Annotated in this window: 26 protein-coding genes and 1 pseudogene; 14 read left to right on the forward strand and 13 right to left on the reverse strand. The window is 67.4% G+C overall.

Features of this window, described 5'->3' with window-relative positions; genetic code table 11:
• Positions 1 to 123: 123 nt before the first annotated feature.
• The 9 genes from NS2_RS16565 (at position 124) to NS2_RS16605 (ending at position 9,703) form a co-directional block, all read left to right on the forward strand.
• Positions 124 to 942 carry an MlaE family ABC transporter permease gene (locus NS2_RS16565; protein WP_096490755.1) on the forward strand — a complete coding sequence of 273 codons (819 nt, stop codon included), beginning with the start codon at positions 124 to 126 and terminating at the stop codon, positions 940 to 942.
• Positions 943 to 945: 3 nt separating this feature from the next.
• Positions 946 to 1,809 (forward strand): ABC transporter permease, encoded by an 864-nt coding sequence (locus tag NS2_RS16570; RefSeq protein WP_033088328.1) that lies wholly within the window; start codon positions 946 to 948, stop codon positions 1,807 to 1,809.
• Between the two features lie 45 nt (positions 1,810 to 1,854).
• Positions 1,855 to 3,315 (forward strand): MlaD family protein, encoded by a 1,461-nt coding sequence (locus NS2_RS16575; protein ID WP_228102558.1) that lies wholly within the window; start codon positions 1,855 to 1,857, stop codon positions 3,313 to 3,315.
• Positions 3,312 to 4,355: an MCE family protein gene (locus tag NS2_RS16580; RefSeq protein ID WP_036547375.1), complete on the forward strand. Its 1,044-nt coding sequence runs from the start codon at positions 3,312 to 3,314 to the stop codon at positions 4,353 to 4,355. The genes NS2_RS16575 and NS2_RS16580 overlap by 4 nt, the downstream gene beginning before the upstream one ends.
• Positions 4,355 to 5,350, forward strand: coding sequence for an MCE family protein (locus tag NS2_RS16585; RefSeq protein ID WP_033088341.1), 996 nt, complete (start codon positions 4,355 to 4,357; stop codon positions 5,348 to 5,350). The genes NS2_RS16580 and NS2_RS16585 overlap by 1 nt, the downstream gene beginning before the upstream one ends.
• On the forward strand, positions 5,347 to 6,477 hold the full coding sequence (locus tag NS2_RS16590) for an MCE family protein (protein ID WP_033088325.1): 1,131 nt from the start codon (positions 5,347 to 5,349) through the stop codon (positions 6,475 to 6,477). The genes NS2_RS16585 and NS2_RS16590 overlap by 4 nt, the downstream gene beginning before the upstream one ends.
• The gene (locus tag NS2_RS16595) at positions 6,474 to 7,589 is read left to right on the forward strand and encodes an MCE family protein (protein ID WP_045437887.1); all 1,116 of its coding nucleotides are present in this window, start codon (positions 6,474 to 6,476) and stop codon (positions 7,587 to 7,589) included. The genes NS2_RS16590 and NS2_RS16595 overlap by 4 nt, the downstream gene beginning before the upstream one ends.
• The gene (locus NS2_RS16600; protein ID WP_033088324.1) at positions 7,586 to 8,758 is read left to right on the forward strand and encodes an MlaD family protein; all 1,173 of its coding nucleotides are present in this window, start codon (positions 7,586 to 7,588) and stop codon (positions 8,756 to 8,758) included. Before NS2_RS16595 ends, NS2_RS16600 begins: the two co-directional genes overlap by 4 nt.
• A 90-nt stretch (positions 8,759 to 8,848) precedes the next feature.
• Complete coding sequence (locus tag NS2_RS16605; RefSeq protein WP_033088323.1) at positions 8,849 to 9,703, forward strand: hypothetical protein; 855 nt, start codon at positions 8,849 to 8,851, stop codon at positions 9,701 to 9,703.
• 87 nt (positions 9,704 to 9,790) lie between these two features.
• Here NS2_RS16605 and NS2_RS16610 read toward each other — a convergent pair whose 3' ends face one another.
• The 6 genes from NS2_RS16610 to NS2_RS16635 form a co-directional block, all read right to left on the reverse strand.
• Entirely contained in the window at positions 9,791 to 10,456 is a 666-nt protein-coding gene (locus tag NS2_RS16610) for a ribonuclease H family protein (RefSeq protein ID WP_033088322.1), read from the reverse strand.
• Between the two features lie 10 nt (positions 10,457 to 10,466).
• The gene (locus NS2_RS16615; RefSeq protein ID WP_033088321.1) at positions 10,467 to 10,967 is read right to left on the reverse strand and encodes an SRPBCC family protein; all 501 of its coding nucleotides are present in this window, start codon (positions 10,965 to 10,967) and stop codon (positions 10,467 to 10,469) included.
• Positions 10,968 to 11,017: 50 nt separating this feature from the next.
• Complete coding sequence (gene lhgD, locus NS2_RS16620; protein ID WP_228102559.1) at positions 11,018 to 12,226, reverse strand: L-2-hydroxyglutarate dehydrogenase; 1,209 nt, start codon at positions 12,224 to 12,226, stop codon at positions 11,018 to 11,020.
• On the reverse strand, positions 12,223 to 12,915 hold the full coding sequence (locus NS2_RS16625; RefSeq protein WP_033088319.1) for a hypothetical protein: 693 nt from the start codon (positions 12,913 to 12,915) through the stop codon (positions 12,223 to 12,225). The genes lhgD and NS2_RS16625 overlap by 4 nt, the downstream gene beginning before the upstream one ends.
• 364 nt (positions 12,916 to 13,279) lie before the next feature.
• On the reverse strand, positions 13,280 to 14,071 hold the full coding sequence (locus tag NS2_RS16630; protein ID WP_033088318.1) for a TIGR03084 family metal-binding protein: 792 nt from the start codon (positions 14,069 to 14,071) through the stop codon (positions 13,280 to 13,282).
• A gap of 87 nt (positions 14,072 to 14,158) precedes the next feature.
• Positions 14,159 to 15,514, reverse strand: coding sequence for a DUF445 domain-containing protein (locus NS2_RS16635; RefSeq protein WP_033088317.1), 1,356 nt, complete (start codon positions 15,512 to 15,514; stop codon positions 14,159 to 14,161).
• Between the two features lie 14 nt (positions 15,515 to 15,528).
• Here NS2_RS16635 and NS2_RS16640 point away from each other — a divergent pair, with 14 nt between their 5' ends.
• Together NS2_RS16640 and NS2_RS16645 are read left to right on the forward strand one after the other, a co-directional pair.
• Positions 15,529 to 15,981 (forward strand): hypothetical protein, encoded by a 453-nt coding sequence (locus NS2_RS16640; RefSeq protein ID WP_143161489.1) that lies wholly within the window; start codon positions 15,529 to 15,531, stop codon positions 15,979 to 15,981.
• Positions 15,978 to 16,304 (forward strand): hypothetical protein, encoded by a 327-nt coding sequence (locus NS2_RS16645; RefSeq protein ID WP_033088316.1) that lies wholly within the window; start codon positions 15,978 to 15,980, stop codon positions 16,302 to 16,304. The genes NS2_RS16640 and NS2_RS16645 overlap by 4 nt, the downstream gene beginning before the upstream one ends.
• A 5-nt stretch (positions 16,305 to 16,309) precedes the next feature.
• Here the strand turns inward: NS2_RS16645 and NS2_RS37540 are convergent, their stop codons facing one another.
• The 7 genes and pseudogenes from NS2_RS37540 to NS2_RS16665 form a co-directional block, all read right to left on the reverse strand.
• The gene (locus NS2_RS37540) at positions 16,310 to 17,338 is read right to left on the reverse strand and encodes a zinc-binding dehydrogenase (RefSeq protein ID WP_036547384.1); all 1,029 of its coding nucleotides are present in this window, start codon (positions 17,336 to 17,338) and stop codon (positions 16,310 to 16,312) included.
• A 137-nt stretch (positions 17,339 to 17,475) separates the two neighbouring features.
• Positions 17,476 to 17,847: an alpha/beta fold hydrolase gene (locus NS2_RS37545; RefSeq protein WP_052086539.1), complete on the reverse strand. Its 372-nt coding sequence runs from the start codon at positions 17,845 to 17,847 to the stop codon at positions 17,476 to 17,478.
• A pseudogene (locus tag NS2_RS38455) lies at positions 17,807 to 18,316 on the reverse strand (alpha/beta fold hydrolase); the annotation flags it as partial. The pseudogene NS2_RS38455 and the gene NS2_RS37545, both read right to left, overlap by 41 nt.
• 74 nt (positions 18,317 to 18,390) lie before the next feature.
• Positions 18,391 to 18,963: a TetR/AcrR family transcriptional regulator gene (locus NS2_RS16655; protein WP_036547380.1), complete on the reverse strand. Its 573-nt coding sequence runs from the start codon at positions 18,961 to 18,963 to the stop codon at positions 18,391 to 18,393.
• Positions 18,956 to 19,807: an alpha/beta fold hydrolase gene (locus NS2_RS16660; protein ID WP_033088314.1), complete on the reverse strand. Its 852-nt coding sequence runs from the start codon at positions 19,805 to 19,807 to the stop codon at positions 18,956 to 18,958. The genes NS2_RS16655 and NS2_RS16660 overlap by 8 nt, the downstream gene beginning before the upstream one ends.
• A gap of 96 nt (positions 19,808 to 19,903) precedes the next feature.
• The gene (locus NS2_RS38755; RefSeq protein ID WP_096490756.1) at positions 19,904 to 20,065 is read right to left on the reverse strand and encodes a DUF8730 family Cys-rich protein; all 162 of its coding nucleotides are present in this window, start codon (positions 20,063 to 20,065) and stop codon (positions 19,904 to 19,906) included.
• A 14-nt stretch (positions 20,066 to 20,079) separates the two neighbouring features.
• Complete coding sequence (locus tag NS2_RS16665) at positions 20,080 to 20,475, reverse strand: carboxymuconolactone decarboxylase family protein (RefSeq protein WP_033088313.1); 396 nt, start codon at positions 20,473 to 20,475, stop codon at positions 20,080 to 20,082.
• Between the two features lie 243 nt (positions 20,476 to 20,718).
• On the opposite strand from NS2_RS16665, the gene lon reads away from it, so the two are divergent.
• From lon to NS2_RS16680, 3 genes are all read left to right on the forward strand, one after another.
• Positions 20,719 to 23,103 carry an endopeptidase La gene (lon, locus tag NS2_RS16670; RefSeq protein ID WP_230463996.1) on the forward strand — a complete coding sequence of 795 codons (2,385 nt, stop codon included), beginning with the start codon at positions 20,719 to 20,721 and terminating at the stop codon, positions 23,101 to 23,103.
• Between the two features lie 119 nt (positions 23,104 to 23,222).
• On the forward strand, positions 23,223 to 24,029 hold the full coding sequence (locus NS2_RS16675; RefSeq protein WP_033088336.1) for a heavy metal-binding domain-containing protein: 807 nt from the start codon (positions 23,223 to 23,225) through the stop codon (positions 24,027 to 24,029).
• A complete protein-coding gene (locus NS2_RS16680; RefSeq protein WP_033088312.1) occupies positions 24,026 to 24,397 on the forward strand; it encodes a DUF5073 family protein in 372 nt (123 codons plus the stop codon). Before NS2_RS16675 ends, NS2_RS16680 begins: the two co-directional genes overlap by 4 nt.
• Positions 24,398 to 24,483: the final 86 nt, after the last annotated feature.

Genomic DNA, 24,483 nt, shown 5'->3' on the forward strand with positions numbered 1-24,483 from the left:
CGAGTAGTAAGGTGCGGCAAGCAAACAGTCGCCGGAGGCGGGTAACTTCGGCGTCGAGAGGGGTAGTCAGTGCAGTTGACCACGAGCCCGGGGGACCAGGGGAGTCCACCGTCGGCGTCACGGATGAATGCGGCCGTGGATTGGGCCAAGGGGTACTGGCAAGATCATCCGAAACGGTCGCTGGAAACCGGCGGCCGGATGATGACCATGGGTGTGTCCGCGGTCGCCGAGCTTTTCATCGCGATCTTTCGCCGCCGCTTCCCTTTCGGTGAGTTCATCAGGCAGTGCGCCTTCATGGCCAATGTCGCCGCCGCGCCCACGCTGCTGGTCGCGATTCCGATCGGCGTGATCGTCTCCATCCAGGTCGGCTCGGTCGCCGGTCAGGTCGGCGCCACCTCGTTCATCGGCGCGGCCAATGGCCTCGGCATCATTCAGCAGGGCGCGCCCCTGGTCACCGCGCTGATGATCGCGGGCGCGGTCGGTTCCGCCATCTGCGCCGATCTCGGCTCCCGCACCATTCGCGAGGAGATCGACGCCATGAAGGTGATGGGCGTGGATCCCATGCGCCGCCTGGTGGCCCCGCGTCTGGGCGCAGCCATGCTGGTGTCCGTACTGCTGTGCGGCTTCGTGGTTTTCGTCGGCTTCCTGACCGGCTACATCTTCAATATCTTCGTCCAGAACGGCGCTCCGGGCTCCTACATCGGAACCTTCGCGTCCTTCGCGATCACCACCGATCTGGTTGTGGCGCTGCTCAAGTCGCTGATCTACGGCCTGCTCGCGGCGATCATCGCCTGCGATGCCGGGCTCAATGCCAAGGGCGGCCCGGGTGGTGTGGCCAACGCGGTGAACACCGCCGTGGTGATGTCGGCCGTCATGCTCTTCGGCGTCAATCTGATCATCACGCAGCTGTACAACTCCCTGTTCCCGCCCCAGGTGGTCTGAGCCGTGTCAGCAACTTATGTACCGCCGCTGCTGCGGCCGCTTCGACGGATCAAGGGTGCGGCGGGTGCGCCGCGCGACTGGCTGGCCCGCATCGGCCACCAGGTCTTCTTCTTCCTGCGTTCGCTCGGCTCCATGCCGCTGGCATTGAAGCAGTACCCCAAGGAAGTCTGGCGGCTGCTGTCCGACGTCACCTGGGGCAACGGCAATCTCGTGGTCGGTGGCGGCACCATCGGCGTGGTGCTGATCCTGTCGGCGTTCGGCGGCATGACCGTCGCCATCCAGGGCTACACCTCGCTGAACCTGCTCGGCCTGAGCCCGTTGACGGGTGCGATCTCCGCGTTCGCGACCACCCGTGAGCTCGGCCCGCTGCTCGCGACCGTCGCCTTCGCCGCACAGGCCGGCTGCCGTTTCACCGCGCAGCTGGGCGCCATGCGCATCTCCGAGGAGGTCGACGCGCTGGAATCGGTTGCCATCCGGCCGCTTCCGTATCTGGTCAGCACCCGCATGATCGCGGCCATGATCGCCATCGTGCCGCTGTACTGCCTGGCGCTGCCGCTGGCGTACATCTCCTGCTCGCTGACCGTGGCATTGGTGGGCGGCACCGCGACGGGCACCTTCCAGCACTACTTCTATCAGTTCCTGATTCCCCACGATGTGCTGTACTCACTGCTGAAGGCGATCCTCTTCGTCGCGATCACCACGTTCATCCAGTGCTACTACGGGTTTTTCGCGTCCGGCGGCCCGGAGGGCGTGGGTGTGGCGGCCGGTCGCGCGATCAAGCTCTGCATCATCGCGGTCGTCTTCGCCGACCTGTTCATGACCTTGGCGATCTGGGGCGTCCACCCCGGCATCCGGATCTCGGGATAGGGGGCGTACACGATGCTTATCGATCCGAGTGGGCGCGGACCGACGATGCGGCAATTGCTCATCGCCGGGGTCTGCGGCCTCACCGTCATCGCCGTCGTGCTGGGCTTCCTGTTCGCCCGCTACCGCGGCTACTTCGTCGAAAAGGTCAATGTCACCGCGAATCTCACCACCACCGGTGACGGCCTGCCCGCCAACGCGGACGTGAAGTTCCGCGGCGTGCTGGTCGGCGCGGTCAAGGATGTGTCCGTGGCGGCCAAGGGAACCAAGCAGGAGGTGCACATCGAGATGAAACCCGAGTACACCGACGGCATCCCGGCCAATGTCACCGCGCGCGTGGTGCCCTCCAACCTGTTCGCCGTCACCTCCGTCGAACTCGTCTATCCGGAGAACGGCGCCGATTCCACGCATCTGAAGGAGGGTTCGCAGATCGCCGAGGACACCTCGAAGGGCACCATCGCCCTGCAGGACACCCTCACCAAGGTCCGCGACATTCTCGGCAAGATCGATCCGGTGCCGTTCGGGCGGGTGCTGGGCACGCTGTCCTACGCCCTGGACGGCAGCGGCCGGATGCCCGGTTCCAGCATCGAGCGCATCGACCGCTGGCTCGAGCAGGTGCGCGGCTCGGTGCCGGATGTCGGTGGTTTCCTCGACGACCTGTCGTCCTCGATGCACGCGCTCAATCAGTCCGCGCCCGAACTCATGGGTGTGCTGAAGGATTCGGTCGAGACGGCCAAGACCATCTCCGACCGCCGTGCCGAGTTGACCGCGCTGCTGGCCGGCACCTCGAGCACCATCGACAAGGTGAACGGGCTCTTCGCCCGCAACCCCAATGTCGGAAAGGACGTCACCACCGGCACCAGCACCCTGTTCGGCGCGCTGTCGGACAACCCGGACGCCATTCCGCTGTCCATCGCCAACCTCAACGATTCGGTCCGCAAGCTCAGCGGCGCCTTCGGCTGGGGTCCGCAGCAGCAGATGAAGTGGAACGTGGGCATCACGTTCACCCCGTACAAGCCCTACACCCGCGACGACTGCCCGCGCTACGGCGAGCTGGCCGCGCCCAGCTGCGGCACCGCGCCGCTCACCTCGGATCCGGGCACGCTGCCGGAGTCCATGCGGCCCAGGGCCATCGACGCGGCCAAGGATCTGCCGTTGATGGGGACCCCGCCGCCGGGCTTCCCGCTCATCCCCGGCGTGACCGTCATCGGTACGCCCGAGGGCGCGCCGAAGGCCGACACCCAGCAGCCGGGCACCGACCCGCTCGCGGGTACGCCGCTGCAGGGCATGTTCCCGAATCTGCAACTCCCGGCCGCCCCGGCGAGCCAGCCGAATTCGGCTCCGGCCGGCAAGGACTCGGCACCGACCGGCAAGGACATCGCCTTCACCGGTGACGACGCCATCACCGCCCTGCTGGGCCGGCGTCCGACCGCGGCCGAATACCTGCTGCTGAGTCCGATTCTGAAGGGTGCGACCGTGCAATTGAGTCAGAGCGGGGGCGGCCGATGAGCATTCGCAAACCGCTGATCGGCTTCGGCATCTTCGCCATCGTGTCGATCCTGGTGACCGCGGTCATCTGGAACACGCTGGCGCGCACCGTGAAGGGCGATACCAACACCTACTCCGCCACCTTCACCGATGTGCTCGGCCTGCGCGAGGGCGATGACGTCCGCATGGCCGGGGTGCGCGTCGGCAAGGTCGAGAAGATCGACCTGGACAAGAAGAACCAGGCCGCGGTGACCTTCATCGTGCAGCGCGACCAGACGATCTACGGCGACACCAAGGCGCTGGTCCGCTACCAGAACCTGATCGGGCAGCGCTACCTCGCGCTGGCCGAGCCGTCCAAGGACAAGCCGCACACCGGCGAGCACGTGGCGCTGAAGAACAACGGCTCGATTCCGCTGGAGCGCACCGAACCGTCGTTCGACGTCTCGGGTCTGCTCAACGGTTTCCAGCCGCTGTTCCAGGTGCTGCAGCCCGAGCAGGTGAACAACCTGTCCAATACCCTCATCCAGGCCCTGCAGGGTGACGGAGTGTCGTTGAGCGCGTTCATCACCCAGGCCGCCGCGGTGGCCTCGGACTTCGAACGCCGCGACGGCATCCTCTCCGACGTCATCTCCAACCTGTCGGGTGTGATGTCGGGCCTGGCCAAGCGCGGTGACGAGTTGGAGACGCTGGTGACCCAGACCCGCTCCCTGATCGGCGGCCTGTACGCGCAGGGTCAGTCGTTGCAGGCGTCCACGGTCCAGATCGCCGATGCCACAACGGCTCTGGTCGGCATGTTCGGTCAGATCCAGCCCAAGCTGGTGGCCGCGCAGGACTCCACCCAGTTGGCGCTGGCGCTGCTGCTGGCCAATGGCGCCAAGCTGGACCAGGCGGCGGTGGACCTGCCCGCGATTCTGGCCAATGTCGGCAAGTTCACCCAGAACGGCGCCTACGCCAACGCCTACATGTGCAGCCTCGACGTATCGCTCTACGGTGTCCTCTTCCCGCGCGGTCTGTTCTCGCAGATCGGCGGCAACTCCCACTCGGCGGTGTGCCGGCCATGATGTCGAAACTCAAGTCCCGTTTCCACGCCAATCGCAACTTCTGGCTCGGCGTGCTCGGCGTGGCGCTGATCGCCGCGCTGCTGCTCGGCTCGACCGCCTACAAGCAGATCGGCATCGGGCAGCAGAGCATCAAGGCCGAATTCGTGCAGACGGCCGGCATCAAGACCGGTGACAAGGTGGACGTCGCCGGCGTCAATGTCGGCACGGTCTCGGCCGCGGAGCTCGAGGGTGACCACGTGCTGATCACCCTGAACGTCAAGAAGGACGTGAAGCTCGGCCCGGACGCCAAGGCGTCGATCAAGATGGCGACCCTGCTGGGCGCGCGCTACGTCGACCTGACGCCCGGTGACGGATCCGGGCTGAAGGGCAATCGAATCCCCAAGTCCAACACGGTGGTTCCCTACAACCTGGCCGACGTGGTGCAGGAGGGCACGCCCAAGTTCGAGGAGCTCGACACCAAGAAGCTGGCGGAATCGCTCGACCTGATCAACCAGCAGATGGGCGACACCCCGCAGATGACGGTGCAGGCGCTCGATTCCATCGGCGCGCTGGCCAAGACCATGAACAACCGCAAGGACCAGGTCGACCAGCTGCTCAAGGATCTGGACCGGGTCACCAGGATCCTCGGTGACAACCGCAACAGCCTGCTGCTGGTGATCACCCAGGGCCAGGCCATCGCCAACCGGGTGATGGAGCGCCAGGGCCTGCTCAAGAGCCTGCTGGACAATATCGCCACGCTCAGCGGTCAGCTGCAGCAGATCGGCGCGGCCAACGACAACAAGTTCGGGCCGACTCTGCAGCAGCTCAACACCATGGCCGACGGCCTGCAGAAGAACAAGGAAAACCTGGATCGGCTGCTGTCGATCATGCCGCCGTCGATCCGGCAGTTCAACAATGCCTTCGGCAACGGCAATTACGGTGAGGTCGCGCTGCCCTGGCTGTTCCCGGACAACTGGTTGTGCTTCGCGCAGGTGAACGAGGGGTGCCACCAATGACATTGAATGTCGCAGTAGAGAAGAAGCGCCTGCTCGGCCGAATCGCCAAGGCCGCCATGATCGGCGCCGTGGGCCTCGCCGTCGGCTCCTGCTCCATCGTGCCGCTGGGGGTGAAGGACGCGGCCGGGCAGACCCAGCACTTCACCGCGGACTTCCTCAATATCGCCGGCATGTTCGAGGGCAACCCGATCACCGTGCTCGGGCTCGAGGTGGGCAAGGTCGACAAGATCGTGCCCAAGGGCCAGTACGTCGAGGTCCACATGACCGTGGACAAGGGCGTGCAGATCCCGAAGAACGTTCAGGCCGCGCTGGTTTCACCGTCCATCGTGACCGACCGGCACATCGAGCTCACCCCGCGCTACACCGGCGGTGACACCCTGGCCGACGGCGCGCACCTGACCACCCAGCAGACCAAGACACCGGTCGAGCTGGACACGATGATCAAGACCATCGACAGCGTCGCGGCCGCCCTGAAGCCCGATGCGGTGAACCCGGACGGCAAGGGCATCGGTCCGCTGTCGGGTCGCGTGCTGTACCCGATGATGAACGGCAACGGCGAGAAGATGCGCGATGTGCTCAACTCGCTGTCCGGCGCGCTGAAGACCGGCGTCGACAACAAGGACGCCATCTCCACCATCATCATCAAGCTCAACGAGCTGACCAGCATGCTCGCCGACAATGACGATTCGGTGCGCGGCTTCAGCAACAAGATCACCCAGATGACCACGCTGCTGTCCGACCAGGCCCCGGGCCTGCAGGCCACGCTGGATCAGCTGAATGCCTTCCTGGCCAACACCAGTGGAGCGTTCTCGCAGTACTCCGATCAGCTCAACGGCACCCTGACCGGGCTCACCGCGGTCACCCAGCAGCTGCGCGACAATGCGGCCGGGGTGACCGAGATCGTCGACGTGGCGCCGCTGCTCATGCAGAACCTGGACAAGTCGGTGAACCGGCAGAACAACTTCATCCGCCTGCACGGGCTGATCGGCACCTCGCTGTCGGGTGAGATCGTCAGCCTGTTCTGCGAGCGCATCCAGATGAAGTCGGACGGCTGCCGCACCGGCAAGATGGAAGATTTCGGACCCGCCTTCGGGCTGATGGCGGCGGTGCTGGGGATGACGAAATGAGTAATCGCCTACTGCGGGAACTGCGTTCGGGCCGCACGGCCCGGCGCGCGATCGTCGCCCTCGCGGTCTCCGCGACCGCCGTCGTCGCCTCCGGCTGCGGTGCCACGGTGGAGAGCCTGCCGCTGCCCAAGCCCGGCGCGGGCGGCGAGACCTACACGGTGCACGCGGCTTTCGACAATGCGCTGAACCTGCCCGATCAGGCCAAGGTCAAGATCGGTGGTTCCGACGTCGGCGTGGTCACCAAGATCACCACCAAGGACTTCAAGGCCAATGTGGACCTGGCCATCCGCAAGGACATCGAACTGCCCCAGGGCAGTACGGCCGAACTGCGCCAGGCCACCCCGCTGGGCGACGTCTTCGTGGCGGTGTCCATCCCCAAGGCCGTGCCCGGCGGGGAGCTGATCAAGGACGGCGGGCGACTCGACAAGACCTCGGCCGGCGCCACCGTCGAAGAGCTGCTCATGTCGATCTCGTTGCTGTTCAACGGCGGCGGCATCGCCAACCTGTCCAAGCTGACCGCCGAGATGGACTCCATCGTCGGCGGTCGCGGTGAACAGCTCGGCCACGTCCTGACCCAGCTGACCAGCGTGATGGGCAGTCTCAACAAGAACAGCACGCGCATCGACGGCACACTGGCCGGATTCAGCGCGCTGGCCGACACCATCGAGGCCAACCACCAGCAGCTGGGCCAGGTGGCCGACAACCTGCCCGGCATGATCGGCGCCATCGCCGAGAACAACCAGGCCCTCGGCGATCTGCTCACCAAGGTCTCGACGACCAGTGCGGCCCTGGGCGATTACGCCAACACCACCTCCGACGCGCTGGCCAGCCTGCTCGACAATGTGGCGAAGCTGATGAACGCGCTCGCGCGCACCGATCAGTCGCTCGGGCCCGCACTCGATGCCCTGCACGAGATCCGGCCCAAGGCCGACGCCTCCTTCAAGGGCGACACCCTGGCCGTCGCGGGCACCCTCACCCTGCTCGATATCGGCCTGCTCACCGACCCGGCCAACAGCAAGTTCCCGGATCTCAAGGACCTCAACGACTTCGGGGGCAGCCTGATCCAGGTGCTGCAGATCATCTACGGCCGGGTCAACGGGGGGCACCGATGAACTGGGTGAAGAGCCACAAGAATCTGGTCTCCAATGTCGCGCTGGTGGCCATCCTGCTGATCGGCGCGTCGTACCTGGCGATCAGCGTCATGCGGGTGAACCCGCTGCGCGAAACCTACCGGGTCACGGTCAATCTGGATCGTTCCGGCGGGCTGCAGGAGGGCAATGACGTGACCCTGCGCGGCTACCGCGTCGGCAAGGTCACCGACATCAGGCTGATCGACAATGGCGCGGCCATCGCGGCCACCGCCGAGATCGACAAGAAGTACTCCATTCCCGCCGACACCCTGGTGGCGGTGGGCGCGCTGTCCGGCGCGGGCGAGCAGTACATCGACTTCCGCCCGAACTCCGAGCAGGGCCCGTACCTGCACGGCGGTTCCGTGGTGCAGTACGACCAGGCCAAGGTCAAGACGCCGACCCCGGTGTGGCAGGTGCTCGACAATGCCAGCGTCCTGATCTCGCAGGTCGATCCGGACAAGTTCGGCACCATCCTGACCGAGCTGGACACCGCGCTGTCCGGCGGCCCGGATCAGCTGCGCTCCATGATCGACGCCATCAGCCTGGCCACCACCGGCCTGGACAATCTGCTGCCCCAGACCACCAATCTGCTGAAGAATCTGCAGACCATCGCCGGCACCACCTCGCTGGCGCAGCCGGATCTGGGTACGCTGACGCGTAATTTGGACCTGTTGTTCAATCAGTTCCACAATGCGAATGCCGAGCTCCAGAAGATCCTGGAGCAGGCGCCCGGCCAGATGCGGGACCTCGGCGCGGTGCTCGACCGCACCGCGGACCCGATGACCAGTCTGGCCGCCAATTTCGCGGCCATCACCAAGGCCGCGCAGTTGCGCGCCCCGGCGTTGCGGGCACTGTTCCCGGCGCTGGTGGTGGGTAGCTCCGCGATCGGTGTGCCCGCGCACGACGGCGAGTTCTACACCGTCGTCGACATCTGGCCGCGGTCGTTCTGCGACTACGTCACCAAGAAGGTCCGGCCCGATGTCGCCACCGATGCCACCTTCCCGAAATGGGCGGGCTACTGCCAGAATCCGCCGCAGGATCAGCAGATCCGCGGCTCGGGCAATGCCCCGCGACCGGACGTGCCGAACAATGGCGCGCTCCCGCCCGCCGGCTCGGATCCGAACGAACGGACCCTGCCGCCGATCAAGTGAGTGCCCGGCACGGCTCCGGTGCCCACCGGGCATACTCGCTGACGAAACCTAGACGGTGCGTCCGCAGCGCACCGGGAAAGTGATCGATACATGACGGACGACGCTGCCCAGGACAAGAAAACCGAAGACGATTCCATCGCCGAGGCCGATGCCCAGGGCAGCGCCGAGACCGAGAAGATCGATGCCGTCGAGCATGAGACGGTGAAGATCGACACCGCGAAGGCGGAGAAGCCGGCCGAGGAAGCCGAGAAGCCCGCACCGGCAACCGAATCGGCAGCCACCGGGAAGTCGGCCCTGATGGCCGGGGTCGCGGTGCCGATGGTCGCGCTCATCGCGCTGGGCGTGCTGCTGGTCGCGGCCGTCGCCGCGGCGGCCGGGTTCTTCTGGCAGTCCCACACCCGCGCGAACGAACTCGACGAGCGCACCGCCCCCACCGAGGCGGCCTGCGGGTTCATGCGGGTCTTCGCGGCCTACGACGAGAAGTCCATGCCCGACTTCGCCGAACAGGTGAAGGCGCGGATCACCGACGGCAAGTTCAAGAAGAGCTTCGAGCCCGCGGCCACCGGCTTGCAGGAACTGCTGATCAAGCAGCACGCCAAGGCCACGCTGAACTTCCTGCACTGCGCCTACGAGACCGGCGATGCCGACAAGGCGACCGTCCTGGTGAACGCGCTCCAGACCGCCAGTAACGATCTGCACAGTCAGCCGCTGGTGCTGCCGATCCCGGCCTTCGTCGAACTCGAGAAGAAGGACGGGAAGTGGCTGGTGTCCGACTTCCGCGCGGTCTACGGCGATGACAGCTCCATGGTCCCGGGTGCCGGGAACCCCGGTGGCGACGCCCAGCAGGGTATCCAGTCCTCCGGCCAGCCGACCCCGTCGGGCCAACCGGCTCCGTCCGGTCAGCCCGCACCGACGACCCCGGCGGCTCCCAAGCCGACCAACTGATCTCGGCCGATCCACGAAAAGACCCGCCCCCGGTGTGATCCGGGGGCGGGTCTTTTCCGCTGTTCGCCGCTGTCGCCGACGAAGGCGTCAGAACAGCGTGAGCGCCTCGGGCGCAGTCGTTTTCGCGGCCACCGCCTTGCGGCGCGGGGTTTGGGGCGCGGAATGCGTGGCGGCGGCGACCATCTCGGCGTGCTCGGCCGGCTTGGTGATCGGGAGCGGTTCGGTCTTGGGCTCGGTGATCGGCAGCGGCTCGGTCACCGGGTCCGAGGGAGCCGGAGCCTCCGGCTGTGTGTCAACAGCCTCCGGCTCGGTGGTGAGCCCGGAGGCGGCGGCCTGGCGGGCGGCCTGCCCGGCCAGCCCGTCGGCCTGCTCGTTGAAGTAGTTGCCGACGTGGCCGCGCACCCAGCGGAACCGGACCGGGCCGGGGCGGGTGGCGATGGCGCGGTCGATCTGCTGGATCAACTCGACGTTCTTGACCGCGGCGCCCGTGGAGGTCTTCCAGCCAGTGTTGCGCCAGCCGTTGATCCACTCGGAGGCGCACTTGATGGCGTAGAGCGAATCGCTCTCGATGAGTAGGGGTTCGGGACCCGGATGCGCCCGCACCGCCTCGAGCAGCGCGCGCAACTCCGCGATCTGATTGGTGCCCGAGGGCCCCCCGCCACTGGCCGAGCCGCCCGCGTGATTGACCCAGGCCCAGCCGATCGCGCCGCCCGGATTGCGCAGGCATGATCCGTCGGTGCTCACGATGATCATGCGGCCTACCCTACGCGATCCGGCCGACAAGATCGGTGCCGTGGAATTCCTCTATCTCCCTGCGCAATTGCGACTCCGTTCGGCGGACCGTGGCCTGCACCAATGCGGCGTCCAGCTTGGACAGCAACTTGCCGGTGAGGCCCCGCGGGACCCAGTACTCCGTCTCCGAGGTCAGCACCGCGCGGCCGTAGCCGAGCGGGTCGAAGCGCAGGGTGATGACACAGAAGTTGGAGCACGCCGACGCCGGCTTCCCCGTCCGGCGTCGGCGCAGTGTGTACTCGATGACCGCGTTGCGGCGGTAGTCGGTGATCTCACACTCGATGGTGGGATGCCACAGGCCGACCCGGAGGGTGGCGGCGAAGACGGCTCCGGCACCATGATCGGAGTCCCCGATCGGTTCGAACCCGACCACGCCGAAAGCCCAGTCCGGCACGAACTGATGGTTGTCCGTGTATGTGAACGCGACTTCCACCGGTGCGCCGACATCACTCGCGTACTTGAAATGGCCCATAGGCTGCTCCCTGTCCCACGGCTGCCTTAAAAGTACTACAGCAATCCTATTTATTGAACGAAGTCGTCCAATCGGTCCGCTATGTACTCGGCGATGGGCAGGGCCGAGGTGGCCGCCGGGGACGGGGCATTGAGCACGTGTACGGAGCGCGGCGTGCGCTCGAGCAGGAAATCGTGGGCCAGCGTGCCGTCGCGCAGCACGGCCTGGGCCCGGATGCCGGCCTCGCGCGGCAACAGGTCGGCGACCGTCAGTTCCGGGCAGTAGCGGCGGCACTCGGCCAGATAGCCGCGCTTGAACAGCGAGTTGCGCAGCTCCCGCCAGCCGGTGCGGACATTGGCGGCGGCCACCCGATGAAAACCGCGGAAGCCCAGGATCTCCCGGGCGTCGCGCAGGTTCACGCTGCCCTTGCGATAGCCCTCCCGGGCCAGGCCCAGCACGGCATTGGGCCCGACGGTCAGCTCGCCGTCGATGGTGGGGCTCAGATGCACGCCCAGGAACGGCAATTCGGGATCGGGGATCGGGTAGATCAGGGTCCGCACCAGATTCGCGCGCTCCGGCGGCAAGCGGTAGTACTCGCCGCGGAACGGCACGATGCGCAGCTCGAGGTCCAGGCCCGCCAGCCGGGCCATCCGGTCGGCCTGCAGGCCCGCGCACACCACCAGCCGCCGGGCCTGCCAGCTCCCGGCCGGGCCGGAAATCGTTACCGCTGAGTCTGTTTCGGTCAGGGCGGTGATCTCCGTGTTCAGCGCGATCTCGCCCCCGGCCGTGCGGACATCCGCGGCCAGCGCCCGGGTGACCGAGCCGTAGTCGATGATGCCGGTGCTCGCCACGAACAGCGCCCCGACCCCGGTGATCCGCGGCTCCCGCCGCACCAGCTCGGCGGCGTCCAGCCGTTCCACCTCGACCCCGTTGGTGACCGACCGCTCGTACAGCGCCAGCATCCGCGCCTGCTCGGCGGCATCGGTGGCCACCAGCAGTTTTCCGCATTCCCGGAATGGAATGTCGTGTGCCGCGGCGAATTTCTTGGTCAGCTCCGCGCCGCGCACGCACAGCCGCGCCTTCAGGCTGCCGGGCTCGTAGTAGATGCCCGAGTGGATGACCCCGCTGTTGTGCCCGGTCTGATGCCGGCCCAGGGCCTCGGCCTTCTCGACCAGCAGCAGGCTCGCCGCCGGATGGCGTTCGAGAATGCGGTGCGCGGTGGCCACCCCGACGATGCCGCCGCCGATCACGCAGTAGTCGTACACACCGGGAAGTCTCACACAGCGACGGTGCTCGAGTCTTCCCCGTGCGCCGGAACCTCCGGACTCGCGGCAGCCGGGACCGGATGCCGTGCGATCTGCAGCCCGTAGCGGCCCAGGCCCGGATCCGAGAGGGTCAGCGTGATGTCGCCGTGGCTGTCCACGTCGGTCCGCAGCTGGGTATTGCCCGTCGGATCGGCGGTGATGCCCAGCCGTTCACCCAGCGGCGTGCGCAGCAGCGTATCGGTCAGCGCGGCGAAGACATTGGTATCGACGGTCAGGGTCACCGTGTCGTGCTGGGCCGCGGCCACCTGCGCGCCCAGATAGGTGGCGCCGAGCCGGACCTGCGCGGCGAGCGGCCGCGGCACCTCGTTGGCCGTGGCGGCCCCCGTTCCCGGGGTGCGGGCCGGAATCGGCTGCAGCCCGGTCGATTCCACCGGGTGATTGGTGAAAAACGAAGTCAGGCCCACCTTCTCGGCACCGGACGGGTCGGGTCGGTCGGCACCGGGTTCGATGATGGCCGGGCGGTTGCCGGGCCCGGCGGTGGCGAGCTTGCCCGGCTCGTGTGCCATCTCATTGGCGATATAGGAGCCCGCGGCGACGGTCAGCCCGATGCTGGCCATGCTCGCGGTGACAATGGCGCTGTAGCGGAACGCCTGGGCCGTGCGCCGGGTCGACCGGGCGGCCTGGGCCGCGAGTTCATGCGACATGACTGGTGCGTCCTTTCCCTCTCCCCTGGTCCCCCTGCGTCTGAACGACGCAGCGACCCGCACCATTGAAAGTCGTACGCCCGTCCAGGTTACGGGGCGAAGGTAACCTCCGGTAAACCGACTCTCCATTGAGAGCAGGATCACAGCATGGAAAGGTTGGACATCAACAGGTTTTCCCCGGCGAAAGGCTGGGTAAAAACTCTGTAGCGGCGAGCGCCAACTCGACTGCCATCGAAGAGACCTCCGGCCAACGGCGTCCGGTCGGCACCAGGCACGGCGCACCCAGGCTGGCGCTCGCTCGCTCCCGAAAGAAGAGCCCTGTGGGAATTGGGGATTCTGGTCGGAGGCCGGGATCAGCGGCGGGTCAGACGAACTGACCCGCCGTTCGGCCGTTTCCGGGGGGACCGGCGAAAGCCTGTGCCAGGCCCAGCCATTCGCGGGCGTCGTCGCCCACCACCTGCAGCGCGAGGTCGTCGAAGTGCCGGCGCTGGGTCACCAGCAGGCAGAAATCCAAGGCGGGGCCGGTGATTCGCTGCGCGGCGTCCTCGGGACCCCACGTCCACACCGGGCCGTCGGGTGCGGTCAGTTCGACCCGGAACTCCTCGGCGGGCGCGGCCTTGCCGTGCGTCGCGAACGCGAAATTGCGGGTGCGCACGCCGATGTGCGCGATATGCCGCAGGCGCGCGGTGGGTTCGCGGGTGATGCCCAGCGCGTCGGCCACGTCCTGTCCGTGCGCCCAGGTCTCCATGAGCCGGGCGGTGATCATGGACGCCGCGCTCATGGGCGGCCCGAACCACGGCAGCTTGGTGCCCGCCGGGACCGTGCGCAGCGCCTCGACCAGGGCCGCGCGATCCCGTCGCCAATCGGCGAGCAGTTGCGGCGCAGGGGTTTTCGCGCCCTGTTCGGCGGCCTCGTCCACGAAGGTGAGGACCTTGGGCAGCGCCTCCTGCACCAGCCGGTCGAATTCCACCGGATCGGTGGCGGCGATCGCGGCGACCCCGTCGGTCCAGTTCAGGTGGGCGATCTGGTGGGCGATGGTCCACCCGGCGGCCGGGGTGTCGTGCTGCCAATCGGCCGGATCGAGATCGGCGATCAGCGCGTCCAGGTCGGCGCATTCGGCGGTGAAGTCGGCGAGCAATGCCTCGAGATCGGCCACCGGGCCAGCATCGCAGCACCGCCGGAAAAATGCAAGCACGCGTGCTTGATTTTCTACCGGGGCCGGTTCGGCCCCGGAAAAGGTTGTCTACCAGCCGAAAAGGATCAGGTGCACGGCCCCGACCACCAGGCCCAGCGCCGCACCGTGCAGATACAGCAGCCACGCGTCCTGCTCGATCGAGGCGTAGAACATCTCCATGAACTCGCCCGGGGTGAGCTGTTGCAGCTTGCGAGCGGCGAACTCGTCGATCTTCTTGGCCTGGGCGGCCGCGAACTCCGGATCGTCGGCCAGGCTCGGAGCCAGCCCGACCGCGGCCGAGGTGGCGCCGACCTTCAGATTGTCGAACTGGCGCCTGCCGAAAACGGTGCGCACCACCGAGTGCGTGGGCCCGAGCTGGCGGTGGATCTCCTGCGAGATGAGTCGTTCCAGCAGCTGCCGCGTCTTGTCGCCGTTGGGCCCGTCCAGCAGTTCGCGGGCCAGGTTCGGCAGGGTGAGCACCTGGTAGGCCAGGATGTTCGCGAGATCGGCCGCGGCCTCGGGCTGCCGCTTGGCCAGCAGCGCCTGCTTCCACAGGTCCTTGTAGCGCGGCTGCGGATCACCCGGCTCGAACACCACCTTGACCGCGATGACGTTCACCAGCACGCCGATGGCCGCCGCCGCCGAGAGGATGACGAACCAGCCCGGCAGCCAGCCCACCACCGGAATGCGGTGGTGCACCTGCATATACAGCGCCAGCAGCAGGCCGAAGGGCGCGCCCAGCAGGCCGATGCGCACCATGAACCGCAGCTCCGGCGCGGCGATGGTGGTGGTCAGGTCCTTGAGGATCTCCGGGTTCTCCCGCAGATACCGGATGACGAAGTCCTTGATGTCGATGAGCTGATCGACATTGTCGCCGAGCTGCTCGAAGGCATTGCGGGCCAAGGTCGGCAACTGGCGTTCGATGCGCTGATACAGCACATTGCGCGCGGCCTTGGGCACCGCGCCCCACAGATCCGGATTCTCCTGATTCATGATCTCGTCGACCATGGCCGGCACCTGCTTGCGCCCCACCTCCGCGATGTAGTCCGCGATCCCCTCGAGATCCAGCTCATGAATGAAATCCCGAGGGCTCCCGATCCGCATCAGCGCCTTGTCCACGCAGATACTGGCCATCTTCTCCGACCGAGCCGGAATGAACCCCTGAAACCCCAGTCGCTTCCCGTCCCCGGAAAAGGTAGGCAGCACCTGCACCCGCCGCGGGAAGTACGGATAGAGGTACTCGAGCCCCGGCACCCGGAATCCCTTGAAGTAGACCGGCCAGAACAACATCAGCACACCGGTCCAGTTGGTGAGCCACCCGGCAATCGCGCTGAAGATCGGAAAGCTGATCAAATCGACGACAAGCTTCGGCTGCCCCGTCAACTGTTCCCAATCGAGGAACACTCCCGAGGCCAATGTCGTCATAGCAGCGTCCCCCTGTGGCCGAGCTGATGTTGAGAAAACGGACTCCCAACACTCTCACCGGCATGAGGTGCTGTCAAAAGCTCGTGGCCTGGATCAACATGCCGTGTCGCGGCTGTCGCAAGGCCTTGCGCCAGTCCTTGATCGGCGAACTCCACCATCGAGTAATACCAGCGTATTATCGTGGTGTTGTGGAGTACGTGTGGTCGCCGACAGCCAAACAGTTCCTCCAGCGCTTTCAGGTCCGTACCTGGGAGGTGATGGAAGTCCTGTACTCGTCTCACCGATGGCCACGCCCGGCCCGTACCGATCAAGATCTATCGGTGCTGACCGTGTGGGGACGCAGCGATGAAGGCCGCCCATTGGTGGTTATGCTGCCCTCGCCCTCCGCACGCTGGGAAATCCTGATGGCCGTGCCGATGGGACCGCACCAGCTCACCGAGTACAACGCATGGGAGGCCAACCAATGAGCGACCCGACAGAACCCGGCTACCCGAGCACCCCCGAGGAAGCCGCCGCATTCCTGGAAGGCCTGACTCTCGACGACACGGCCGCTGTGCCGCCGTTGCCGCCGACCGCCGACGAGATCGAGACCGGCATGGTCACCACCTCCCTGAAACTCCCCGCCGCGCTGCGGGACCGCGTCCGGGAGACCGCTGCCGAGCACTGCATCACGGCGAGCATGCTGATCCGCCAGTACATCGAAATGGGCTTGGCCGCCGAACAGCCCGGACGTATGATCCCGCTCTCCGACGCTATCCGTGTCTTGTCCAGCCTGCGCGAAACCGCCTGACTGGATCAGGGTTTCAGGATGATCCGGATGGGGTTGCCCTCTTTGGCCTCCAGGGTGTGGACGGCCTTGGCGGCGTCGGCGAGTGGGAGTACCGCGCTGACCGAGCGGGAGAAGTCGACGCGCTGGAGGCCTTGGAGTTTCACCAGTTTGGAGACGTCTTCGGGCTGGGAGCCGTAGTGGCCGCGGACCTGCTGCTGGAAGAAGCTGAAGGCGGTGCCGCCGGTGATGGTGATGGGCGTGTCGGTGAGTCCGACCAGGACCAGGCGGCCCTGCGGGGCGAGGCAGACGACGGCCTGTTCGCGTACGGGGGCGACGCCCGCGAAGTCGAAGGCGGCGTTGAGGCCGGTGCCGGTGGTCTCGAAGACCTTGCGGCGCAGGTCGGGGTCGGCGGGGTCGAGGGCCAGGTCGGCGCCGAAGTCCAGGGCGCGTTCGCGCGCCGCGGGGAGCGGGTCCACCGCGATGATGGGCGCGGCTCCGACCAGGCGCAGCAGCTGGATGCCGTGCGCGCCGAGGCCGCCCACACCCCAGACGCCCACGGCCTCACCGGGTTTCACCTCGGCGGTGGCGGTGATGGCGGCCCACGGGGTGGACACCGCGTCGGGGATGAAGCACGCCTGCTCGAAGGGCAGTTCGTCGGGGATCGGGACCAGGGTGTCCACTCGCGCCAGCGTGTATTCGGCCCAGCCGCCGTCGTAGTCGACGCCGCGGGTGTAGGTGGCCGCGCCGCGCAGCTCCCCGGCCTGCAACACCACGCGATCGCCGACCTTCGCGCTCGTCACGCCCGGCCCGAGGGCGTGCACGGTCCCCGCCACCTCGTGCCCGAGGGTGACCACATCTCCCGGCAGGAACAGCGGGGTCAGCGTCCCGTCGATGAGGTGCACATCCGACAGGCACACACCGGCCGCCTCCACCTTGATCAGCACATGATCCGGCCCCGGCTCCGGAATCGGCACCTCGTCCAACTCCAGCCGTCGCGAGCGCGGCGACTCCGAACGCGGTCCCAGATGTAGTCGTGCGGCCAGCATGGTGCTCATATGCTCCTCGTTCCGTTCGGACCACCCGCCCCGGCCGCCATGGTAGGCGGTCGCGGCACCGACTCGGGCGATTTGCCCGATCGGCCCAGGGTGGGCACCCCTTGGCCGTCGATTTCCGCTTCGCGCAGGGAAATTCGTCAGCGCACGCTGTCGGCGGGCAGGTGGGTGGCGAGGAATTCGGTGATGATGGCCGTTACTTCGGGGCCGCGCTCGAGCATGGGGACGTGGCCGCAACCGTCGAGGTATTCGGCGCGGTCGGGGCGCAGGGCGGCATTGACGGTGCGGCCGGTGGCAGCGGACAGGACGCGGTTCTGGTTGCCCCAGATCACGCAGGTGGGCGGCAGCTCGGCGCGGTCGGGCCAGTCGTCCAGGGCGGCGAAGGACCCCAGGTCGCGGACCAGATAGATGAGGGCGCGGGCCGGGAAGCCGGCGGAAAGCGGTGCGACATAGGGGCATTCGCGGTAGGCGCGGCGGGTGGTGAACCACGAGCGGGCGGTCCGGCGGGCCACCCAGCGCGGGGGTGTGCCAGGCGCTCAGCGCGCGAGCGCCCGGCTCCGGGAGCGCGCGGGCGAGCCTGGCCCCCTGCCGCCAGTTTCCGTGCATGGCAGTGGATTCGGTCAACGGATTGATCGCGATCACCGCCCGGAACAATTCGGGATAGCGGCGGGCCAGGGTGAGGCTGATGGCCGAGCCGACGCAGTTGCCGATCAGCGCGGCGTCGGTGAGTCCGTGTTGCATGAGGAACGCGCAGATGAGCTCGGTGTAGCGCTCGAGGGTGTACCCGTCGGCGGGCCGATCCGACTCCCCGTATCCGGGCAGATCGACGGCGTAGCAACGGTAGTCACGCGACAGCGCCGCCAGTTGCGGCGTCCAGATGAGATGGGAGGATCCGGCGCTGTGCAGCAGCACCACGGGCGGCCCGGTCTCGCCCCTGCGCACGTAGGCGAGATGGGTTCCGTCGAAGAGGAACTTCTCCATGATGCTCCAACACCCTCGTTGGACACTGCGGCACTCGCGTTGCCGGGGCCGACTTCATGGTCCCGCAAACCGATTCAGCGCGAGCCGATTTCGGCCAGCCCGCGGTCGAGGAAGCGGATCATCCAGGCGAAGCTGTCCTCGGCGTCGTCGCTCCACTGGAAGCCGTCGGCGGCCTGCAGGGTGGCGAAGCCGTGGAACAGGCAGCGCAGGGTGCGCTGGGCGTGCACCATCTCGTCCCGGTCGATGCCGTAGCCGTCCAGTACGGCCGCCATCGAATCCAGCACGCGCGCACCGGATTGCAGCAGCGGATCGTCCGGCCCGGCGAACCTCGCGCCGACGGTGGCGCTGTAGCGGCCCGGGTGTGCGACCACGTAGTCGCGGAAGGTGTTCGCGAAGGCGGCCAGTGCGGCGCTGCCGGACTTGCCGTGCATGGCGTCGCGCACCTGCCGGTCGAGTTCGGCCATGGCGAGCGCGGCGATGCCGTGCTGCAGGTCGGCCAGGCTCTCGATGTGCTTGTACAGCGAGGGGGTTCGCACCCCGAGCCGCTGCGCGAGCGTGCCGAGGGCCAGATCGCCGAACCCGACCTCGTCGGCGAGGGCGGCCCCCGCGGCGACGACGTCGGTCCGGTTCAGCCCAACCCTAGGCATGGTGTTCCTTCAGGAACGGCAGCACCAGCTCGGCCACCTGCTCGGGCTTCTCGAACTGCGGGTAGTGGCCGGCGCCCTCGACCATGCCCAGGCTGCCCAGTCCGGCGGGCAGCGCCGCGACAATGCGCTCGCCCTCGGCCTGCGGGCTCGGGAAGTCCGGGTCGGCGCTGCCCATGATGATGAGCGCCGGCCGAGTCACGTCGGGCACCTGGGCTGCCGCGTCGGCGGGGGTCGACTTGCCGGTCTTCATGAACTCGGCCATCCGGCCCGGCTCGGCCAGCTTGGCGGCCACCTCGGCCAGATACTCGTCGCGGTCGGCCGGGTTGGACGGCATGGCCACCTTCAGGTACTTCAGCCACTGCCCGACGCTCTTGAACATCATGGTGCCCATCAGCGGGATCATCCCGCCGCGGTGGCGCGCATTGGTGAGCAGCGCTCCGATATCGGCCTTCTGGGTGAGGGTGAACGGATTGATCTCCACGATGGCCCGCACCAGATCCGGCCGCAGCGCCGCCGCGATGGTGGCCGACCCGCCGGACAGCGAGTGCCCCACCACGATCGCGGGCCCGCCACCCAGCTTCTCGATGACGGCCAGCAGATCGTTGGCCACATCGGTCCGGCTGATGGCCTCCTTCCCGGTCTCGGAGGCCCAGCCCATGCTCGACTCGCCATGGCCGCGCATATCGGTGTTGACCACGCGGTATCCGGCCGCAGCGAGCAGCGGAACCAGATGCTTGTTGACATTCCGGTCGATGCCCATGCCATGCGACAGCACGACCAGCGGTCCCATGCCGGTCTCGTCGTACGCGATCCGGCCACCCTCGATGTCCACGTACTCGGTCATGTCGTTCTCCCTAGCGAGTAAAGCTAACTGCGATAGCTATAAAGCTAATCGCTTTAGCCTAAGCCGTCAACCCCGGGAGTGGGTTCCGCGCTCGGTTCAGCGGCCGAGCAGCCGCTGCAGCCAGCCGTTCGACTCCGTCTTCTCGTGGCCGGGGCACCATCGGTCGGCCGGAACGAGGGCCCTGACCTGGGCGACATGCTGACCGCACCCGGACCAGGTGGTCTTTCCGCAGGTTCGGCAACGCACTGCGCGACACATGGGTGATCCTCTCGTCAGGCGGGGCCGCGGCCGGCGTCGACGGCATCGGCGAATTCGCAGAATGCCTCGTAGGCGCGGGCACCGTGGATGGTGGCCGGACCGCCGTGCATCAGGAAGGTGACGCCGATGGCCTCCGCGGCCTCCTGCCGGGTGGCGCCGGCGCGGGCGGCGGCCTGGCCGTGCGAGGCGATGCAGCCGTCGCAGCCCTCGACGACGCCGATGGCCAGCGCGATCAACTCCTTCGTCTTGCGGTCCAGCGCACCGGGTTCGAACGCGGCCCGGCTCAGCTCGCCGAATCCCTTGTAGACCTCGGGGATCGCCCGCCGCAGCTCGCGATGCTGCGGGCCCAGCTCGCGCAGCACCTCACCGCCGTGCCTGGAGCCGTGGAGATGGTTGTCGATGGTGGTCATACCGGTTTCCTTCCTCGATCCGCATATACCCCAGGGGGTATTCCAATCTCACTATATACCCCGTGGGGTATCCCTGGGTTGTGACCTGCGACGGCGTTCACCGCCGGCGAACACGGGAGTGGAACAATCGGTATACCCCCTGGGTTGAGTAGGTAACGCTCAACCTTGGAAGGGGTCGAAGACGTGACTACACCAACGAACCTGCCGGTCCTGTTCCTGACCGATCCGATCGTGCTGCCCGGCATGGTCGTGCCGATCGAGCTGGACGAGTCGTCGCAGGCCGCCATCGATGCCGCCCGCGCGGGCAAGGTCAACCAGGTGCTGGTCGCGCCTCGGCTCGACGAGGGGTACGCCGCGTACGGCGTGGTGGCCACCATCGAACAGGTCGGCCGGATGCGCGGCGGCGCGCCCGCGGCGGTGCTGAAGGCCGAGAGCCGGGCCAAGATCGGCCACGGCGTGACCGGGCCGGGCGCGGCGCTCTGGGTCGAGGCCGAGCCGGTCGAGATTCCGGCGGCCGACGGACGCGCCAAAGAGCTTGCGGCCGAATACAAGAAGCTGGTCGTGTCGGTCCTACAGCGCCGCGAGGCGTGGCAGGTCATCGACGCGGTCAATCAGATGAACGATCCGTCCACGCTGGCCGACGCGGCGGGCTGGGCGTCCTACCTGAGCAACGAGCAGAAGCGCGAAATCCTCGACACCCCGGACACTTTCGCGCGGCTGACCAAGCTGATCGAGTGGACCACCCAGCACATCGCCGAGACCGAGATCAGCGAGAAGATCAGCGAGGACGTGCGCGAGGGGATGGAGAAGACCCAGCGCGAGTTCCTGCTGCGCCAGCAGCTCAACGCGATTCGCAAGGAGCTGGGCGAGGACGAGCCGGACGGCGCGGAGGACTACCGCACCCGCGTCGAGAACGCCGACCTGCCCGCGGACGTGAAGGAAGCCGCCCTCCGCGAGGTCGGTCGCCTGGAGCGTTCCAGCGATCAGAGCCCGGAGACGGGCTGGATCAGGACCTGGCTGGACACCGTCCTGGAACTGCCGTGGAACGTGAAAACCACCGACTCCACCGATGTTTCGGCCGCTCGTGCGGTGCTCGACGCCGACCACCACGGTCTGGACGAGGTCAAGGACCGCATGGTCGAGTACCTGGCCGTGCGCTCGCGCCGGGCCGCCCGCGGCCTGGAGGTCGTCGGCGGACGCGGTTCCGGCGCGGTGCTGGTACTGGTCGGTCCGCCCGGTGTCGGCAAGACCTCGCTGGGTGAATCGGTGGCTCGGGCCCTGGGCCGCAAGTTCGTCCGCGTCGCCCTGGGCGGCGTGCGCGACGAGGCCGAGATCCGCGGTCACCGGCGCACCTACGTGGGCGCGCTGCCCGGCCGCATCGTGCGCGCCATGAAGGAGGCGGGCTCGATGAATCCCGTCGTCCTGCTGGACGAGATCGACAAGGTCGGCTCGGACTTCCGCGGTGATCCCGCGGCGGCCCTGCTGGAGGTGCTGGACCCGGCGCAGAACCACACGTTCCGCGACCACTACCTGGACCTGGATCTGGACCTGTCCGACGTGCTGTTCATCGCGACCGCGAACGTCCTGGAGACGATCCCCGGCCCGCTGCTGGACCGCATGGAACTGATCAGCGTGGACGGCTACACCGAGGCCGACAAGGTGGCCATCGCCCGCGACTTCCTGATCCCGCGGCAGCTGGAGCGCAATGCTCTTACCGCCGAGGAGGTCTCGATCACGGACGAGGCGCTGCGCGAAGTCGCGGCGAACTACACCCGGGAAGCCGGTGTGCGGCAGATGGAGCGCTTGATCGCCAAGGCACTGCGCAAGGCGGCGACTAAGCTGTCGGAGTCGGCGGACATCTCCGATACCGAAAGCGTCATCGTCAAGGGCGAATTCCTGCCGGAGGGACTGGGCTACGACAAGAACCTGGGCTACGACACCGAAACCCGTTCGGAAACCGGCAAGCTGGTGATCGGACTGGGTGACCTGAAGGAGTACCTGGGTCGTCCGCGCTTCACCCCCGACGGGGTGGAACGCACCGCGGTCCCCGGTGTCGCGACGGGTCTGGCCGTGACCGGCGCGGGCGGCGATGTCCTCTACATCGAGGCCAATGCCGCCGAGGGCGACCGCTCGCTGACCCTGACCGGCCAGCTGGGCGACGTCATGAAGGAGTCCGCGCAGATCGCACTGACCTACGTCCGCTCCCACCTGGAGGAGATCGGCATCGAGCCGAAGGTGCTGGATCGCAATATCCACATCCACTTCCCGGCGGGCGCGGTGCCGAAGGACGGACCGTCCGCGGGCGTCACCATGGTCACCGCCCTGGTGTCGCTGGCCCTGGGCCGCCAGGTCCGCGCGGATGTCGGCATGACCGGCGAGGTCACGCTGAACGGCCGGGTGCTGCCGATCGGCGGCGTGAAGCAGAAGCTGCTGGCCGCCCAGCGCGCCGGTCTGAAGACCGTGTTCATCCCGGCCCGCAACGAGCCGGATCTGGACGAGGTCCCGGCCGAGGTGCTGGCCGCCCTGGATGTCCGCCCCGTCGCCGACGTGGCCGAGATCCTGGCCTACGCCATCGAGCCGGTCGCCGAACCGGCCTACGACGGGCGGACGCTGAGCGCCACCGCCTGACGGCACAGTGGCCGCCCGGCGGCGAAATGATCGAGAGCCGTGCGTCTTCGACAGAGACGCACGGCTCTCGGCATGTTCAGGTCGTAAAGTCGGAGTGACTTCCGATGGAGGGCGGACACATGCAGCCGAATCAACCGGCACAACCCGGTCAGCTCGATCAGGTCGCGGGCGAGCGCCTGTCGCACGCGAATCGCATCTTCACCTCCGATCTCTCGGTCAACGAGTTCGCGCTGCTGCACGGCGCGGGGTTCGAACCGATCGACCTGGTGATGGGTGTCTCCGTCTATCACGTCGGTTTCCAGTTCACCGGCATCCGCCAGCAGCAGGAACTTCCGGTGCTGACCGAGGCCACCTATCGGGCGCGCTGGAATGCCATGTCCCGCATGCAGGCCGAGGCCGACGCGCTGAAGGCGGACGGCGTGGTGGGCGTCCGCCTGGAGTGGCGCCAGCACGGCGAATCCCTGGAACACCTGGAGTTCATCGCCGTCGGCACGGCCGTCCGGTTCGTGAAATCCCCCGGCAGTTACCGCCGTCCCAACGGCCAGGCCTTCACCAGTCACCTCTCCGGTCAGGACATGGTGACCCTCATGCGCACCGGTTACGCACCCGTCGCCTTCGTCATGGGCAACTGCGTCTTCCACGTGGCCGTGCAGGGCTTCCGGCAGATGCTCAGCCAGATGGGCCGCAATATGGAAATGCCGCAGTGGACCCAGGGCAATTACCAGGCTCGCGAGCTGGCCATGTCGCGCATGCAGGCCGAGGCGGAACGCGACGGCGCGACCGGCGTCACCGGCGTCAGCGTCGAAATCGCCAACTACGCCTGGGGTTATCACACGGTGGAGTTCTATGCCTCCGGCACCGCCATTCGCCGCATCGGCGACGGGGACCCGATCACTCCCCAGTTCACCCTGGGAATGAACGCGTGACCGAGTTCGATATCGACACCGCCACCCGCGCCATCGATTCGGCGCTCGGCGGCCCGGGTGGTCTGGGCCTGGTCTTCAATGTCTTCGCCGGCGTCCCCGGAGTTACCCGGACCCCGGCCCGCAAATCGCTGTTCCGCTCGGAGCCGGAGCAGGTCCGAATAGGTTCCTGGCGTTACGAGGTCACCCGCGATCAGCGCATTCGGGCCGCCCACATCGTGGGCGGAATAGTCCTGGCCGAGGAGCTGCTTCCGGCCGGATCGATCGCACCGCACCTGGCTCGCGCACTGGCCGAGATCGCCACCTCCTACGGTCCGCCCGCCCTGCCGCAGCTCTCGGCCGCGCTGGAGATACTGGGTAGCGCGGGCTGAATTGGCAACCGGATAGCGAATGTTGTTGTTTCACATGAAACCTCGCGTTCAGCGGCGAACGAAAGGCGCGCGGTCCGTTCGCATCT

The sequence above is a fragment of the Nocardia seriolae NBRC 15557 genome (genome assembly GCF_007990715.1).
GTDB classification, from domain to species: Bacteria; Actinomycetota; Actinomycetes; order Mycobacteriales; family Mycobacteriaceae; genus Nocardia; species Nocardia seriolae.